At 60.2% G+C, this 16862-nt stretch carries 14 protein-coding genes and 1 pseudogene; 13 read left to right on the top strand and 2 right to left on the bottom strand.

Going from position 1 to position 16862, the window contains the following annotated elements; translation table 11 throughout:
* Positions 1-304 precede the first annotated feature (304 nt).
* The 5 genes from speF to ACZ9H3_RS03500 all read left to right on the top strand — a co-directional run bounded on the left by speF (position 305) and on the right by ACZ9H3_RS03500 (position 7912).
* A complete protein-coding gene (speF, locus tag ACZ9H3_RS03520) occupies positions 305-2485 on the top strand; it encodes an ornithine decarboxylase SpeF (protein ID WP_476219608.1) in 2181 nt (726 codons plus the stop codon).
* A 37-nt stretch (positions 2486-2522) separates the two neighbouring features.
* Complete coding sequence (locus ACZ9H3_RS03515) at positions 2523-4823, top strand: Orn/Lys/Arg family decarboxylase (RefSeq protein ID WP_476219606.1); 2301 nt, start codon at positions 2523-2525, stop codon at positions 4821-4823.
* A gap of 80 nt (positions 4824-4903) precedes the next feature.
* Positions 4904-6244 (top strand): putrescine-ornithine antiporter, encoded by a 1341-nt coding sequence (gene potE, locus ACZ9H3_RS03510; RefSeq protein WP_330522670.1) that lies wholly within the window; start codon positions 4904-4906, stop codon positions 6242-6244.
* A 47-nt stretch (positions 6245-6291) separates the two neighbouring features.
* On the top strand, positions 6292-7197 hold the full coding sequence (locus ACZ9H3_RS03505) for an amino acid ABC transporter substrate-binding protein (RefSeq protein WP_099774645.1): 906 nt from the start codon (positions 6292-6294) through the stop codon (positions 7195-7197).
* 76 nt (positions 7198-7273) lie between these two features.
* Positions 7274-7912: an START domain-containing protein gene (locus tag ACZ9H3_RS03500; RefSeq protein WP_099776659.1), complete on the top strand. Its 639-nt coding sequence runs from the start codon at positions 7274-7276 to the stop codon at positions 7910-7912.
* A gap of 11 nt (positions 7913-7923) precedes the next feature.
* Here ACZ9H3_RS03500 and ACZ9H3_RS03495 read toward each other — a convergent pair whose 3' ends face one another.
* Positions 7924-8424, bottom strand: a complete 501-nt coding sequence (locus ACZ9H3_RS03495) for an HPP family protein (protein ID WP_099774643.1) — start codon at positions 8422-8424, stop codon at positions 7924-7926.
* A gap of 109 nt (positions 8425-8533) precedes the next feature.
* Between ACZ9H3_RS03495 and ACZ9H3_RS03490 the strand changes: the two genes are divergently transcribed.
* Positions 8534-9091 carry a TetR/AcrR family transcriptional regulator gene (locus tag ACZ9H3_RS03490; protein WP_099774641.1) on the top strand — a complete coding sequence of 186 codons (558 nt, stop codon included), beginning with the start codon at positions 8534-8536 and terminating at the stop codon, positions 9089-9091.
* A gap of 16 nt (positions 9092-9107) precedes the next feature.
* On the opposite strand, the gene ACZ9H3_RS03485 is transcribed toward ACZ9H3_RS03490, so the two are convergent.
* On the bottom strand, positions 9108-9989 hold the full coding sequence (locus ACZ9H3_RS03485) for a LysR family transcriptional regulator (RefSeq protein ID WP_099774639.1): 882 nt from the start codon (positions 9987-9989) through the stop codon (positions 9108-9110).
* Positions 9990-10088: 99 nt separating this feature from the next.
* Between ACZ9H3_RS03485 and ACZ9H3_RS03480 the strand changes: the two genes are divergently transcribed.
* The 7 genes and pseudogenes from ACZ9H3_RS03480 (at position 10089) to ACZ9H3_RS03450 (ending at position 16821) form a co-directional block, all read left to right on the top strand.
* The gene (locus ACZ9H3_RS03480; RefSeq protein ID WP_476219601.1) at positions 10089-11153 is read left to right on the top strand and encodes an alkene reductase; all 1065 of its coding nucleotides are present in this window, start codon (positions 10089-10091) and stop codon (positions 11151-11153) included.
* 11 nt (positions 11154-11164) lie between these two features.
* Positions 11165-12001, top strand: coding sequence for a pirin family protein (locus ACZ9H3_RS03475; RefSeq protein ID WP_102052243.1), 837 nt, complete (start codon positions 11165-11167; stop codon positions 11999-12001).
* A 48-nt stretch (positions 12002-12049) separates the two neighbouring features.
* Complete coding sequence (locus tag ACZ9H3_RS03470; protein ID WP_099774635.1) at positions 12050-12634, top strand: isochorismatase family protein; 585 nt, start codon at positions 12050-12052, stop codon at positions 12632-12634.
* Between the two features lie 77 nt (positions 12635-12711).
* Positions 12712-13599: pseudogene (locus tag ACZ9H3_RS03465) on the top strand (LysR family transcriptional regulator).
* A 108-nt stretch (positions 13600-13707) separates the two neighbouring features.
* Positions 13708-13929, top strand: coding sequence for a LysR substrate-binding domain-containing protein (locus tag ACZ9H3_RS03460; protein WP_256587977.1), 222 nt, complete (start codon positions 13708-13710; stop codon positions 13927-13929).
* Between the two features lie 175 nt (positions 13930-14104).
* Positions 14105-14563 carry a (2Fe-2S)-binding protein gene (locus ACZ9H3_RS03455; protein WP_476219598.1) on the top strand — a complete coding sequence of 153 codons (459 nt, stop codon included), beginning with the start codon at positions 14105-14107 and terminating at the stop codon, positions 14561-14563.
* Complete coding sequence (locus tag ACZ9H3_RS03450; RefSeq protein ID WP_476219596.1) at positions 14563-16821, top strand: xanthine dehydrogenase family protein molybdopterin-binding subunit; 2259 nt, start codon at positions 14563-14565, stop codon at positions 16819-16821. The genes ACZ9H3_RS03455 and ACZ9H3_RS03450 overlap by 1 nt, the downstream gene beginning before the upstream one ends.
* Positions 16822-16862: the final 41 nt, after the last annotated feature.

Genomic DNA, 16862 nt, shown 5'->3' with positions numbered 1-16862 from the left:
CGCTTACTGGCTCACGCCCCGCCTCTGGCGGCCTTGGTAGTGGTTGCCGAGGTAACCCGTGATTGTTTCATGACATTGACCCTATCGACGCCCGACCTCGCTGGCACGTGACTGTGAAGTTCTGTGGATGAAATCGACAGCGTGCAGCCTCGCTGTTCACCCTTTCGACAAAACATTACGCGCTCATCAATCATGATCTATAACCAATAAAACCGATGGCTTGGGGTCGGAATCATTAACCCACCCTAAACACTGCTGTTCCATTGAAACAGACGACATACACACCCCCTTAAGAGGCCCATTCATGGACGCCTTGAAAGTCGCTGCCAATGATTCGGTTCGTGCTTGCTTCAATACCACTCGAGACGTTGTACCCCTGGATCAAACCGACTACACCGACGTCGCCGCTGCAGTGTTTTCGCTGGACGATGTGCTGGCGGGAGCGCTTGAGGTCATTAAGCGTAACGGCTTTGATATCCCCATTTTTTTCGCCGTCGAACAAGGCGGTAAACGTGCCCTGGAAGACTACAAGCGTGTGCAGGACGTACTCCTGCAGGTCAATGGTGTTTTCGAACTCTCCAGTCATAACGCCGACTATTACGGTCATCAACTAGAGACCGCGGCCAAGGACTATGAGGACGCCCTCCTGCCTCCGTTCTTCAACGCACTCAAGTACTACACGGAGGCGGCCAACTCAACATTTGCCTGCCCCGGCCACCAGGGTGGCCAGTTTTTTCGCAAACACCCGGCAGGCAGGCAGTTTTTCGACTTCTTCGGCGAAACACTGTTTCGCGCCGACAGGTGTAATGCTGACGTCAAACTGGGCGATCTGCTGATTCATGAAGGCCCTGCACTGCTTGCACAAAAACATGCAGCCACGGTGTTCAACGCCGACAAGACCTACTTCGTGCTCAACGGCACCTCGGCCTCCAACAAGGTGGTTACCAACGCCCTGATCACCCCAGGTGACCTGGTCCTGTTCGACCGCAACAACCATAAGTCCAACCATCAGGGTGCTTTACTCCAGTCGGGCGGCACTCCGGTTTACCTGGAGACTGCGCGCAACCCTTACGGTTTCATCGGCGGTATTGATGCCCACTGTTTCGATGAAGGCTACCTGCGTCAGTTGGTCAGCGAAGTCGCGCCAGACAAGGCAACCCTGCCACGCCCGTTTCGCCTGGCGATCATCCAGTTGGGCACCTATGACGGCACCATCTACAACGCCCGTCAGGTGGTAGATCGTATCGGCAAGTTGTGCGACTACATTCTTTTCGATTCAGCGTGGGTAGGTTACGAACAGTTCATTCCGATGATGAAGGATTGCTCACCTCTGCTGCTGGATCTGAATGAAAACGACCCGGGCATCTTCGTCACCCAATCCGTCCACAAACAGCAAGCCGGTTTTTCCCAGGCCTCGCAGATCCATAAAAAAGACCGCCACATCAAAGGGCAGCCGCGCTACTGCAATCATGCCCGTTTGAACAACTCGTTCATGGCCCAGGCCTCCACCAGCCCTTTCTACCCGCTGTTCGCGTCTCTGGATATCAATGCACGTATCCACTCCGGTCGCAGTGGCGTGCGGCTGTGGGACGACTGCATCAAGTTCGGCATCAATGCACGCAAGTTGATCCTGGAGGCCTGCACCCTGGTCCGGCCGTTCGTGCCGGGCACCATTGACGGCCGGCCGTGGCAGGACTATCCGACCGACGAAATCGCCAAGGACATCCGCTTTTTCGAGTTTCAGCCAGGGGAGCGATGGCACGCATTCCCAGGGTATGCCGACAAGCAGTATTTCATCGACCCCTGCAAACTGCTGTTTACAACACCGGGCATCAATCCCGCCGACGGCAGCTATGCGGATTTCGGTATTCACGCCGGCATACTGGCGAACTTCCTACGCCAGAACGGCATTGTTCCGGAAAAATGCGACCTCAACTCGATCCTGTTCCTGCTTACCCCCGCAGAAGACTGGGCGAAGATGAGCCATCTTGGCGCACAGATCGCCCGTTTCGAGCGGTTCATCAACGATAACGCCCCCATGAGCCGGGTGCTGCCCACGGTCTACGAGCAGTATCAGGAGCGCTACAGCGGCTACACGATCCGCCAGCTCTGCCAGGAAATGCACGACCTGTACCGCCAGCACAACGTTCAGCAATTGCAGAAAGACATGTTCCGCAAGGCGCACTTTCCGAAAAAAGCGATGAACCCTCAGGACGCCCAGATCCAGTACATCCGCGGCAACGTCGAGCTCATAGCACTGGCTGACGCCGACGGCCGCATCGCCGCCGAAGGCGCCTTGCCCTACCCGCCTGGCGTGCTCTGCGTAGTGCCGGGGGAAATATGGGGCGGCGCAGTACTGAAGTATTTCCTGGCGCTGGAAGAAGGCATCAACCAACTGCCCGGTTTCACGCCGGAACTGCAAGGCGTGTATTTGAAACAGGACGGTGGACGCACCCGCGCTTACGGCTACGTGCTCAAGACTTGACGCGACACACGCTATCCACCCTCAAGGAGCCTTCCCGATGAGTCAATCGCAAACGCGCTTACCCGCCGACATGGTTCAACGCTTCCCCGTGCTGATCGTGATCAATGCCAAGGGGCACGACGACAGCATTATCGTGCGCAGCGCCCACGCCATCGCTGATGCGCTGCATGAACATGAACTCGGGGTGGAGCTGGTGGGGTCGCTCGATGAGGCAGAGATCGCCATCAGTGCCAACTCAACTTACAGCTGCGCCATTATCGGCTGGGGGCTATGCGACGCGGCACCTGAACAGGCGCTGCGACTTATTCGCCTGATCCGGCGACGCACCGCACAGTTGCCGATCATGCTGGGCCTGAGCCAAGCGACCCAAGGCCAGATTCCGCTGGCGTTCTTCGAGCACATCGACGGGATTATCTGGCAACCTGAAGACAGCCCTCAATTCATCGCCGGACGCATCGAAACGGCTGCCCGTCGCTACCTCGACAGCATCCTGCCGCCGTTCTTCGGTGCCCTGGTCAATTTTGCCGGCACCCATGAGTACTCCTGGCATACACCGGGCCATACCGGCGGCACGGCGTTCATGAAGACCGCCGTCGGACGTAGCTTTCTCGAATTCTATGGCGAGCAAATGCTGCGTTCAGACCTCAGCGTCTCGGTTGGCGAGCTAGGCTCGCTCAACGACCATTCCGGCCCGGTGGACGAAGCAGAAAAATACGCCGCGCGGGTGTTTGGTGCCGACTACACCTTCTTCTCGATGGGCGGCAGTTCCGCGAGCAACCAGATGGTCTTGCACGCTGCCGTGACCGACGGCGATGCAGTACTGGTCGACCGTAATTGCCATAAATCGTTGAACTATGCGCTGAACATGTCCGGTGCGGTACCGCTGTACTTGCGCCCACGCCGTAATGCACGCGGCCTGATCGGCCCTGTACCGCGCAGCGAACTGACACCGGCAGCCGTGGCCCAGAAACTCGCCGACAGCCCCTTGGCAACCCACAAGCAGGCACGCCCGGTATTGGCCGTGCTGACCAACTCGACCTACGATGGCCTGTGCTACAACGTGCAGGTCACCACCCGAGAGCTGAGCCAGAGTGTCGACCGCATCCACTACGATGAAGCCTGGTTCGCCTACGCGCGTTTCAACACACTCTATGAAGGACGCTATGGCATGCACCGTGGCGAGCGCCATGCCGATGATGCGACAGTCACCGTCACCCACTCGACCCACAAACTGCTGGCTGCGCTGTCACAGGCGTCGATGATCCACATCCGCTCAGGCAAGGTGCCGGTCAAGCCGGCACTGTTCAACGAAGCCTTCATGATGCACACCTCGACGTCGCCGCAATACAGCATTATCGCGTCGATCGATGTCTCGTCGAAGATGATGGACGATGCCGGCGAGTACCTCACCGACGAATCGATCAGCGAGGCCATTGCCTTCCGCCAGGCCATGGTGCGCCTGAGCAACGAACTGCGTGAGCGCGATCCCGGCGACTGGTGGTTTGGCGTCTGGCAACCGGATGAGGTCAACGGCGTGCCCTTTGCCGAGATCGACCCCGATGCGCTACACCGAGGCGATGCCTGGGTGCTCAAACCAACGGCCAGTTGGCACGGGTTCGGCGACCTGGGTGACGACTACTGCATGCTTGACCCGATCAAGGTCACGGTGCTTACGCCCGGTCAGACACTCGAAGGCGCAATGGAGCCCAGCGGTATCCCGGCCCCCTTGGTCTCGACCTTCCTCGCCAGTCGTGGAACCGTGGTGGAAAAGACGGAACCGTACTCGATACTGCTGCTGTTCAGCATCGGCGTGACCAAAGGTAAATGGGGCACGTTGGTCGCTGGCCTGATGGAATTCAAGAGGCACTACGACAACAATTCGCCGCTGGAACAGGTACTGCCCGACCTGGTCGCCAGCCATGGTGATCGCTATCGCGACATGGGCCTGAAGGACCTTGCCGAGCAGATGCACCAGGACATGCTTGCCTCGAAAATGCTGCACAACATGGATGCTGCCTACACCCTGCTACCTGACCCGGTCGCCTCCCCCCGCGCCACCTACGCCAGGCTGGTTCGTGGCGAAATAGAGCAGATTGCCGTACGCGACATGCTTGATCGAACGGTCGCGGTGCAGATCGTTCCCTATCCACCGGGCATCCCGCTGATGATGCCGGGAGAGAAAGCCGGTGCCGACAAAAAGGCCATCGTCGATTACTTGCTGGCAATGGAGCTGTTCGATGGTCACTTTCCGGGTTTCGAGCATGACAACCATGGCATCGAAATCGAGCGTGATGGCCAGGGGCGGCCAACCTACAAGGTGTATGTGGTCAAACAATAGCGTTTAGCCCCCTCCCCTGCGGCTTGCAGTAAACCGCCGGAATCAGGGTCAGTGCTTTTGAGAGCGTAAGGAGTTTTCAGATGGCTGATTCAAGCAAGAAAATGAGCCTCGTGGGGCTGACCACTCTGGTAACGGTCAACATGATGGGCTCCGGCATCATCATGCTGCCCACAAGCATGGCCCAACTCGGCGCAGTATCACTGTTGTCATGGCTAGTGACCGCTGTTGGGTCCATGGCCATCGCCTACTGCTTTTCCCAATGTGGCATTTTCTGCGCACGATCAGGCGGATTGTCTGCCTATACCGAAGAGGCGCACGCAAAGTCCGGGTTCTTCCTCTGTTCGTACCTGTACTTCCTGTCGCTGGCCATCGCCAACGTCGCCGTCGCCATTTCCGCAGTGGGTTACATGACCTCATTCGTGCCCTGGCTGGGCAGCGGCGCCATTCCGTTGTTCATCGGTACAGTGGGCCTGCTCTGGTTGACCACCCTGGCCAACTTTGGCGGGCCCAGCATCACCGGCAAGATCGGTGCAGTCACCGTCTGGGGCGTGATCATCCCGGTGGCAGGCCTGTGCATCATCGGCTGGTTCTGGTTCAAGCCTGACGTGCTGGCCGCGGCCTGGAACCCTAACAGCCTGCCGATCTCCGAGGCAGTGAGCAAAGCCATTCCCTTGACCCTGTGGGCATTTCTGGGCATGGAGTCGGCCGCGCAGGCCTCCGATGCGGTAGAAGACCCCAAACGTACAGTACCGCTGGCCTGCCTGTTCGGGACACTGGGGGCTGCGGTGGTGTATGTGCTGTCGACTACCGTCATCCAGGGCATCATCCCCAACGCTGAGCTGGCCAACGCGTCAGCACCTTTCGCACTCGTCTATGCGCACATTTTCAACCCAACGGTCGGCAACATCATCATGGCGCTGGCAGTGATGGCGTGCGTAGGCTCGCTACTGGGCTGGCAGTTCACCCTGGCGCAAACGGCCAAGATGACCGCCGACCAAGGCATGTTCCCGAAACTGTTCAGCAAGGTCAGCGCACGGAATGCACCGATCATCGGCATGATCGTCTGCGGCGTACTGCAGACCCTCATGGCACTGTCGACCATTTCGCCCAATGCCAGTGCCCAGTTCAGCAAACTGGTCAACCTGGCGGCAGTGACCAACCTGATTCCCTACGTGACAGCGCTCACCGGGCTGCTGGTCATGATGTACAAGGCCAAGGCTTCATCAGCAGTCAACACACGCAATACCGCCGTGCTGCTGGTTGCCGTGGCCTATTCGTTGTATGCCCTCTATGCCTGCGGTAGAGACGCCGTGTTCGGTGGCACTCTGGTGCTGGCCTTCGGTTACCTGCTCTACGGCTTCCTCGCCAAACGTTTTGTCAATGAGCCTCAAACCGCCCAGGCCAGGGCCGGCAATCCTTAGGCGTTGCTGTCAGGACTGCAAAGACATCTGAACACGGGGAACAGGATATGAACGTACAGTTAACCAAACCCGCAAGCCTGCTGATGACCTGCTTGCTTGCGCTGATGCCGGTCGTGGCCAGCGCAAACACCCTGGAGCGCGTTCGCGCCAACAACACCTTTAACCTGGGCTACCTGCCAGACTACGCACCGTTCAGCAGCATGGAGGGCGACAAGGTCGGCGGTTACGCCATCGACCTATGCCTGAAAATCGCCGACAAGGTCAAGGCCGAACTGGGGCTGACCTCGCTGCAAGTGCACTACCAGCCCATCAACATCACCGAGGCCACCAGCGCCGTCGGCTCGGGCAAGATCGACATCCTCTGTACGCCAACACCGGCGACACTGGAACGGCGCAAAACCGTAAGCTACTCAATACCAGTCTACACGGCCGGGCTTTCCGTGGTCGTGCGTGACAACGCCAATGAGGCGTTACTCAATGTGCTCAATGGCAAGGTGGCCCACAGCGGGCCGACCTGGCGCGCCACCGTCAACCGTGGTCTCGCCAACCAGACCTTCGTCACCACCGGTGGCGGCGTCTCCGAGGCGTGGATCCGCGAGAAAATGCGCTTGCTCGGCGTTGTTGCCACACTGATCACGGTCAAGGACAACGACGAAGGGATAAAACTGGTCGCCGATGGCAAGGCCGATGCGTTCTTCTCTGAACGGATGTCGCTCAAAACCCATGTCGCCGCCGATTACCCGGGCGCAAAGCTGATGATACTGGACCGTATCTTTGAATTCGCACCCGTCTCATTGATGGTGGAGCGCGGCGATGAAAACTTCCGCTTGCTGGTCGATACCACACTCAGCGAAATGTACCGTTCCGGCGAAATCGAACAGGCCTACGACAAGTACCTGGGAGGCGCCGGCGAGACGGCCAAAAAACTCTTCAAGGTGTATGCCCAACCCTAGAACCGGAGACTCACAGCAGCGGAGCGGCTCAACGTGCTAGTACACAGGGAGTCTGACCATGAACCTACTCCCAGCGATGGCCACGGGCCTGTTGCTCATGCTGGGCTTGTGCCGCCCAACGCTGGTCAGCGCCGAGGACTGGCAACTGGCCGCAAACGAGGACGGCATCCAGGTCTACCTGAGCAACGTGCCGGGCTCTCCCTACCAGCGCTTTCGTGGCGTAGCGCTGATCAAGGCCAGCGTGGCCACCCTCAGCGACCTGCAGGAAAACCTGCGGGTCGCCTGCAAATGGCTATACGCCTGCGCAGACATGCGCCTGTTGAAAGTCGAAGGCGATGACACCTGGGTTTACCTCACCACCGCCCTGCCATGGCCGGCCAATACCCGCGACATCGTACTCAAGGTACACACTGAGCGTACCGACGACGGCGCAGTCATACGCCACCTCAGCGCCGTGCCTGGCATGGTGCCTGGCGTACCGGGCCAGACCCGGGTGCGCAAGCTGAGTGGCCTTTGGAAAATGGTGCCCAAAAGCGACAGTGAAACGGAGGTGACTTACCAACTGCAAGCCGATCCTGCAGGGGATATTCCTTCATGGCTGGCCAATCAGTTCGTCATCGACGCCCCGATGATTACCCTGAGAACACTACGCGCTGTCGCCGAACGGCAAGGCCTCCACCCGGCCTCGACCGACAGCAGCGAACCTCGCAACTGAGCACAGTCGGCCTATAGCCAGTACTTCGGATAACTGGAACGGCTACGGGCGTTGTTCAAGCACCAGGCAACGGCAACGATCACGATTGAGCCGGCCAATACCGGCGTGAGCAGAAAACTGAAAGGCGCACCGGCTGCCAAAACCACCAATGGATTCCCGCCTGCCGGAGCATGCAATGTGCGCGTGTGTTGCATCGCTACCAGCGCCAGGCCCACGGCCAGCGCACCGGCCCACCACGAATTCCCCAACGTGTGAAGTACCAGCAACCCGACCAGTGTCGATACCAGGTGCCCACCGATGATGCTGCGCGGCTGGGCCAAGGGTGACTCCGGCAACCCGAAGGCGAGTACACAGCTTGCACCAAAGGACGCCATCAACCAGGGAGCTCCAGACACATGGCTAAGCCAGCCTGTGGCACCAATCGCGATAACCGCACCAATGAATGACAACAGGCTGAAATGCAGCGAAGGCGCGGGGGGCGCACTCGATTTGAGGATGGGGCCGATGGGCATCGTAGCAACTCCAGAAAGGCTTTAGACCGCGCAAAAGATACCGATCGGTATACATGCATGTCAACCGATCGGTGTACACTACGTCCAGTACCCCAGGAGGCCAGAACACATGAGCACATCCCAGACCATCACCGCGTCGGCCTTGCGCTTGTTTTACCGCCAGGGCTACCACGCCTCCGGCGTAGAGCAACTGAGCCAGGTGGCCGGGGTCACCAAGAAAACGCTGTATCGGCATTTCCCGAGCAAAGAACACCTGATCGACGCCGCGCTACAGCTTCGCCATACCGAATTCATGGCGCAGATGAAGGCAGCGCTAGAGGCAGCGCCTGGCCCGCTGCGACCACTGGCCTACATCGACTTCATTGCCGCTTGGGCGCAAGGGCCAGACTTTTTTGGCTGTGCGTTTATCAACGCCGCTGCTGAATACAGTGACCAGCGCGAAACACCTCACCAACTGGCAAAGCAACATAAGCAACAGGTGCTCGCCTACCTGGAAACGATCTGTACCGAGGCACAGCTCAAGCAACCGTCTGTGGCTGCGATGCAGCTTTTCGTGATCGGTGAGGGGCTGATCGTCACGTGCCAGGTCAATGGGGCTTCGACGGCATTCATCGCGGCAGCACGAGAGATGGTTGCGGGGATGCAAATGCCTGCCAAGCCTCTATGAAGCGCGCCTAAGACGCTCAGGCGGTTTCGAGCTTGTCGCGCAAAAACTCGATAAACCGTTGAGTCTTGGCTGGCAACAGCCGTGTCTCGGTCAGTGCGTAGACCGATACCGGTGACGCTTGCCACTGCGGCAGAACTTTTCGCAGTGCCCCACTGGCCACATCCTGTGCGGCAATACCCTCCGGCAGCAAGGCAATGCCCAGGTCCAGGGATGCCAGGCGCCTGAGCATCCCCACACTGTTGAGTGCGAATCGCCCTCTTACGTCCACGTGCTCATTGCCGGCCTCGCTGGACAGCGTCCAGCGGTCGGCACCTACTCCGCGCATCCGTAGACATTCATGGTTGATGAGCTGGGAGGGATGGTCCGGCTCACCAGAACGCTCAAGGTATCTGGGTGAGGCGTACAGGCAACGTTGCAGGCTTGCGAGTTTACGCGCAATCAGGTTTGAGTTGGGCGGCTCGCCCATACGGATGACAACGTCCACAGGCTCACTGACGAGGTCCACCTGACGGGGCGTCAGATCGAACTCGAAGCTGATGCCGGGATACAGCCGGGCGAACTCGGCAATCAATGGCGCCAGGTAGATGTTGGCGAAGTCTACCGGCAGTGAAGCTCGCAACAAGCCACCAGGGCGGGCCAGCATCTCGCCCAACTGCTCATGGGCCAAGCGGGCCTCGTCGACGATGCGCTTGCAGCGCTCGAAGTAGAGCTGACCGGCTTCGGTTAGCTCGATCCTGCGAGTCGTGCGATGGAGCAGGCGCAAGCCAATCTGCTTTTCCAGGCCGCTGATGCGCCGCGAGAGCGTCGAGTTCGGCATGCCCAAGGACTCCGCCGCCCCGCGGAAACTGCGCATCTTCACGACCTCGACGAACAAGGCCATGTCATTGAGATATTCCAAATGATTGCTCCATCAGTGGATCAGTGATTTCAATTTTACCGGATTTATCCCGTATTCGGATTGATCCATCATGGCTCCATCACCACTGAGGAGCCCCAAATGAACGCTCTGTTTTCCGAAGTCCAAGTAGGTCGCTACACGCTCTCCAACCGCATGGTCATGGCCCCCATGACACGCTCGCGCGCTGACGATGCGGGTGTGCCGAATGATCTGGTCGCCACCTACTATGCACAACGGGCAAGTGCCGGGCTGATCATTTCTGAAGGCGTGTTTCCCGTTGCACTCGGCAAGGGCTATGTCCGTACGCCTGGTATTGAAACCGCCGAACAGGTCGCCGCCTGGAAGAAAGTCGCTGAAGCCGTACACGCTCGCGGTGGCCGCATCTTCATGCAACTTATGCATTGCGGTCGTGTTTCACACCCGTCGTTGCTGGCTGACGGAGCTCAACCGCAGGCGCCTTCTGCCATTAAGGCGGCGGGTCAGACCTACACTGCCACGGGGTTGCAAGACTTCGTCACACCGCACGCACTGACCGTTAGCGAGATTGCCGCTGTTGTCGAAGGCTACCGCCAAGCCGCGCGCCGCGCGATTGAAGCCGGGTTCGACGGCGTAGAACTGCACACCGCCTCGGGTTATCTGCCTGAACAGTTTCTGTCGACCGGCAGCAACCAGCGCGATGACCACTATGGCGGTTCGGTTGAGAATCGAGTCCGTTTCGTATTGGAAGTGATTGGCGCCCTGATAAGTGAAGTGGGCAGCGACCGTGTGGGTATCAAGATTTCCCCCGAGATGAACTTTAACGACATCGTCGATGCCAATCCGCAGGAAACCTACACCTATCTGGTCAAGCAGCTTGGTGGTCTGAACCTGGCCTACCTGCACGTGGCACTGTTCGGCACCACGTTCGACTACCACGCGGCATTGCGCCCTCTGTTCGGCGGCAGCTACCTGATTGGCAGCGGCCTCAACAAAGACAGCGCCGAATCGTTGATCGCTACCGGCAAAGCGGATGCCGCTGTATTCGGCGGCGCATTCCTCGCCAACCCCGACCTGCCTGATCGCTTCCGTGCAGGCGCCGAGTTGAATCTGCCAAACAAGGACACCTTCTACGCACCGGGCGCTGAAGGCTACATCGACTACCCAACCCTGTCCCAAGGGGCCTGAGGAGCACTGTCATGCAACCCATCGCCCGCTTGCAGCGTATGAATCACGGCAGCCAGTTCAGAGCATTCAGCCTCCGTGGCGACCTGTATGCGAAACCGATCGATCCGTTCCTGGGGGTAGATCATGCCTGGATGAGTGGGCCGACATTCCCCGCCCATCCTCATGCGGGCTTCTCGGCAGTGTCTTACCTGTTTCTGGACTCGGAAACCGGTATCGACAACCGCGACGCCTTGGGCAATCGCAACCTGATTCAACCGGGTGGCCTGCACTGGACGGCGGCGGGTAACGGTGTGGTGCATGAAGAGGTTCCAGCCGAACCAGGCAAGACGGTTCACATGCTGCAAATTTTCATCAACCTGCCGGAGGACAAACAGGCAGGCGCGCCTTTTGTCTTCAGCCTGGAAGCGCAGGACGTGCCTGTTGTCCGCCTGGCAGGCGCTAACGTTCGAGTGCCCCTCGGAAGCTTTGCGGACGCAGTGTCACCCCTGTCACTCCCTACGGACGTCCGGCTGCTGGATATCGCCCTTGAGCACGGATGCGAGGTGCAGATTCCCGTTCCAGAAGGGCACGTCGCATTCGTGATGCCGATTGACGGGGAGATTCATGTCGATGGTCATGCCTTTGACCTGACTGACCCGAAAGCCCCGGTAAACCTGCCGCATGGGCCGGATCGACTGGTTACGTTGCACGCAAAAAACGGACACGCGAAAGCCGTGGTGTTTTCGGGTACTCCGTTGAATCAACCGGTGTATTGGCAAGGCCCTCTTGCCCTTGCTTCGCCGGAGGCGCTGGCCAAGGCGGTAGACGACTACCGGCGCGGTGCCTTTGGAACACTGCACGCTCGTTGACCCCACCACTGGGTGTTGTACCCACCTGTAACGATTAGGAGAATCACCATGAAGTACGAAAAGTTCAGCGCTGACAATGCCGCCTTCCTGCTGATTGATCATCAGGTCGGCACTATGGGCTGGGCCAAGTCCATGCCCTTTGACGAGCTGAAACGCAACGCCCTGATGCTTGCCAAGGCCGCACGCATTTTGAAGATGCCTGTCGTGTTGACATCAAGCATGGAAGCATATGCACAAGGCCCGTTGCTGAGCGAATTGGAACAGATCCTTCCCTCGGCGTTTGCCGCCCGCGTAAAACGGCTGGGTATCGTGAACGCGATGGATGACGAAAACTTCGCTGCTGCGGTGAAAGCTACAGGTCGCAATAAGCTCATCATCGCGGGCGTAACCAATGACGTGTGCACCGTATACCCAGCACTGACGTTGGTACGGGAAGGTTATGAAGTCCAGGTAGTCGCCGATGCAGGCGCCTCGCCAACGGCAATGGCCGATGACATCGCATTGCGCCGGATGGACAAGGCCGGTGTAACACTCACCACCACCAACCAGTTGATTGCCGAACTGGCAGGTAGCTGGGCAACCCCAGAAGGTGGAGAGCTGGTTCAAGTACTCATGGAATCCTTCGGCAGCTAGAGGGCTTTTCAGGTCATCCATGAGCGAGTACGTTGCCAAGCCTGCTACAGAGGCGGTTATTCGAGGTTTGCCAGCCCATGGAACACAAGACCCTACGCGACGCTTTTGCCGGCCTGACCGTATTTTTTGCGGTGGCGCGGGAGCGGAGCTTCACCAAGGCAGCCGCACGCCTGGGCCTGTCCCAGACCGCCGTCAGCCACGCCGTGCGTACGCTGGAGACGTGCAGTTGCTGTCACGCAATACGCGTACCGTGACCCCAACCGAAGCCGGTGAGCAGTTGTTGCAGACCGTGGCGCCGCAAATGGAGCAGATAGACGCCGAACTCGAAGCGCTGAATGATCTGCGCGACAGCCCGACCGGCACCCTGCGCATCACCGCCTCGGACCACGCGGTTCATACCGTGCTGATGGGCAAGCTGAAGCGCTTCCTGCCCAAGTATCCCGGTATCAAGGTGGAGGTATTCACCGACAACGGGCTGGTGGATATCGTCGCCGAGCGCTTCGATACCGGCGTGCGGCTCGGTGAGTCCCTGGACCAGGACATGATCGCCGTGCGCATCGGCCCCGACGCACGGTTCGCTGCGGTGGCAACCAGAAGCTATCTTTCCCGACACCCCGCACCTGAACAGCCTGAGGATCTGATGCACCATAACTGCATCAATATCCGCCTGCCCACCCATGGCAACCTGTGGCCCTGGGAGTTCGAGAAGGACGACCGCCGGTTGAACATCCGGGTCGACGGCCAGTTGATCTTCATCACGACCTTCGACTGCCTGGACACCGCCATTGCCGGGCTGGGCGTATCTGCCGGAAGAACTGGCCGAGCCCTACCTGCGCTACGGGCATCTGGTACGACTGCTGGATGACTGGTGCCCGATGTGGCCCGGCTTGCACCTGTACTATCCCAGCCGACGGCAACCCACCGGCGCCATGTCACTATTGATCGCAGCACTGCGTCTGGAGTGAAGCGCCCCACCCTGTCGGCTTGATTAATCAATTTCTTGCATAGGTACATGCGCTTTATGCGGGTTACCTGCTAGTCGAGCAGCACCTAAAGTAGGCAGCTTCGTCCCCTTGGGGACTTGTCGCATACGGAGGAGAGCCCTCATTTCAGGATGGGGCCTGGCGTACGTACCCGAAGACCTGGCCCGCCCACACCTGGCGTCGGGCCGGGCAGTGCCGGTGCTCGAAGAATGGTGGCGCAGCTTTCCCGGCTATCACCTCTACTACGCCGCCCAGCGGGAGACCTCACGGGCCATGCAGGTCGTGATCGACGCCTTGCGCCTGGTGGACTGATTGCCTTCAGGCGCACTACGGCATAGCCCGTTTTATCAAGCTCATCGCTAGGTCATAGCAATACCCTGCGGGCATCGCCGGGCCGACCTTGTGCTAGCGTCTTTGGATGACGTGCGCCTAGCGTATTGCTCCCACGAGAAAACCGAGACACCAACCGACTGATTGCAGGTGAGCCATGGAGCTTCGAATCAACCAACAGACCTACCAGGTCGATGCCGACGCGGACACACCACTGCTGTGGGTCATCCGGGACGACCTGGGGCTGACCGGGACCAAATACGGCTGCGGCCTGGCACAGTGCGGCGCGTGCTCGGTGATGGTCGACGGCAACGTGCTGCGCGCCTGCGTCACCCCCATTGCGGGCGTCGTCGGGCGCGATATCACCACCATAGAAGCCATCGAAGCCGATGCGGTGGGCAAACGGGTGGTCGCCGCCTGGGTCAAGCATCAGGTCGCCCAGTGCGGCTATTGCCAGTCCGGACAAGTCATGGCGGCCACCGCCCTGCTCAAGCACTCGCCCCATCCGACCGACGCAGAGATCGCGGCGGCAATGACCAACCTGTGCCGTTGCGGAACCTACAACGCCATCCAGGCCGCCGTGCATGAGGTAGCGGCCGATCAGGAGAACAGCTGATGAACGACAGCATATTCAGCAGCCCCGACGGACAGCCATACCCGCTCGGAGAACCGGTGAATATTTCCCGGCGCCGGTTTCTCCTTGCGTCCGCTGGAACCGCCGCTGGCGCGTTGGTGCTCGGCTTCGGCCTGCCAATCAGCCTGACCCGGGCCCAAGCCGCCGCAAATGGTGGGCAGGCGGCGGGCACACAAGTCCCGGCGTTCCTGGAAATCCGCCCGGACAGCACTGTTCGCCTGCTCAGCCCATTCATGGAGGGCGGGCAAGGTACTTTTACCGCCATGGCACAGATCGTCGGCGAGGAGCTGGATGCCGACCCTGCGACCTTCCTGGTCGACAGCGCCCCGCCCGGCGAGCAATACGTGGTCATGGACAACGGTATGCGCATCACTGGCGGTAGCATGTCGGTGCGTACCAGCTACCCAACCATGCGCCGCCTCGGTGCCCTGGCCCGGGCCATGCTCCTGCAGGCAGGCGCTGAACGCCTGGAGGTGCCGGTCGGCGAACTGACCACCGAACCCGGTCGCGTGGTCCATGCCGCCTCGGGCCGTGTCCTGAGCTATGGCGAACTGGCCGAACGCGCCATGGACCTGCCGGTGCCTGATCCTGCCCATGTGCAACTGCGTGATCCGAGCCAATTCCGCTGGATCGGCAAGCCGGTGCAGCGGGTCGATGGTTACGACAAGTCCACCGGAAAAGCCATCTACACCATTGATGTCAAACTCGACGGCATGCTGCACGCAGCCGTGCAGCATGCGCCGCGCCTGGGCATGACCGTAGGCGCCTTGCTCAACGAAGCGCAGGTCAAGGCCATGAAGGGCGTGCATTCGGTTCATCGCCTGCCCGGCGCGGTCGCCGTGGTTGCCGAGCGTTGGTGGCATGCCAAGCGCGCCGTGGAGGCCGTGCAGGTGGAGTGGCAGGAAGCTGGCAAAGACTCGCCGCTGCGCCCGATGCCTGCTGACTTCTCCAGTAACGCCTTTCGTGAGCGACTGGCCGGTGAGCCGGGCCCAGGCCGCGATGCGGAGAACGAGGGCAACTTCAGCGCGGCGTTCGCCTCGGCGCCAACCAAGGTCGAGGCCACCTACCACAACCAGTACCTGAACCACGCGCAGCTTGAGCCCCCTTCGGCCCTGGCACGCTTCAACGCCGATGGCACGCTTGAGCTGTGGTTGCCCAACCAGGCACCCGACATGTTCCGCGCCGATATTGCCAAGCGTACCGGCCTGGACCCGTCACAGATCACCCTGCACTCTCCCCTACTGGGTGGTTTCTTCGGCCGTCACTTCCTCTACGACAGCGCCAACCCCTACCCACAGGCGATCCTGCTGGCCAAGGCCGTCGGGCGCCCAGTCAAACTGATCTGGAGCCGCGAGGAGGAGTTTTTGCGCGATGCCTTGCGCCCCATGGCGGTGGTCAAGTTCCGCGCGGCACTGGACGCCGAGGGCCTGCCCGTAGCGCTTGAAGCCGTGAGCGCGACCGAAGGCCCAACCGAAGCAATCGCCGGAAAACAGGGCGAAAGACTCGACCCCTCGGCACTCGAGGGGCTGGCGGGCAAGTCGTACGCCATCACCCACAAACGCATCGCCCAGGTGTATGTCAAAGGCCCGGCAATGCTGGGCTACTGGCGCTCGGTGGGCAACTCGATGAATGACTTCTTCTACGAAGCGTTCCTCGACGAACTGGCCGACCACGGCAACAAGGACCCCTTTGAGCTGCGCTTGCACCTGCTGCGCGGCAACGACCGCCTGACCCATCTCCTGCAGGCGGTCGCCGAACTGTCGGGTGGCTGGAAACGTGGCCCGTTCACCGCCGAAGATGGTTCGCGCCGGGCACGGGGCGTGGCCATGGCCTCGCCGTTCGGCTCGGAAGCGGCGGTAATTGCCGAGGTGTCCATCGAGCAGGGCCAGGTAAAAGTCCACGATATCTGGCAAGCGATTGATCCGGGCAGCATCGTCAACCCGGCCATCATCGAGGCTCAGGTCAATGGCGCCGTAGCGCTGGGATTGTCCCAGGCCCTCGTGGAGGAAGCGGTGTATGCCAACGGCCAGCCACGTGCACGCAACTACAACCTCTACCCTATCCTGACACCGCAGCGCATGGCGCGGGTGCATGTGCGCATCATCGAGAGCGGCGCGAAGATGGGCGGGATTGGCGAACCGCCGTTGCCGGCAGTCGCACCGGCGGTGGCCAACGCGGTGGCGCGGCTGACTGGCCAGCGCATCCGTAGCATGCCGTTGTCCAGGTACACCTTCAGCTAGACAGGCCTGAAGCCGCGAGGCCGATGAACATCGAGCCTCAG

Source organism: Pseudomonas sp. TE3910 (assembly GCF_056279025.1).
Note: the sequence above shows the minus strand (reverse complement) of the source record. Positions and strands in the feature narration are given on the sequence as shown.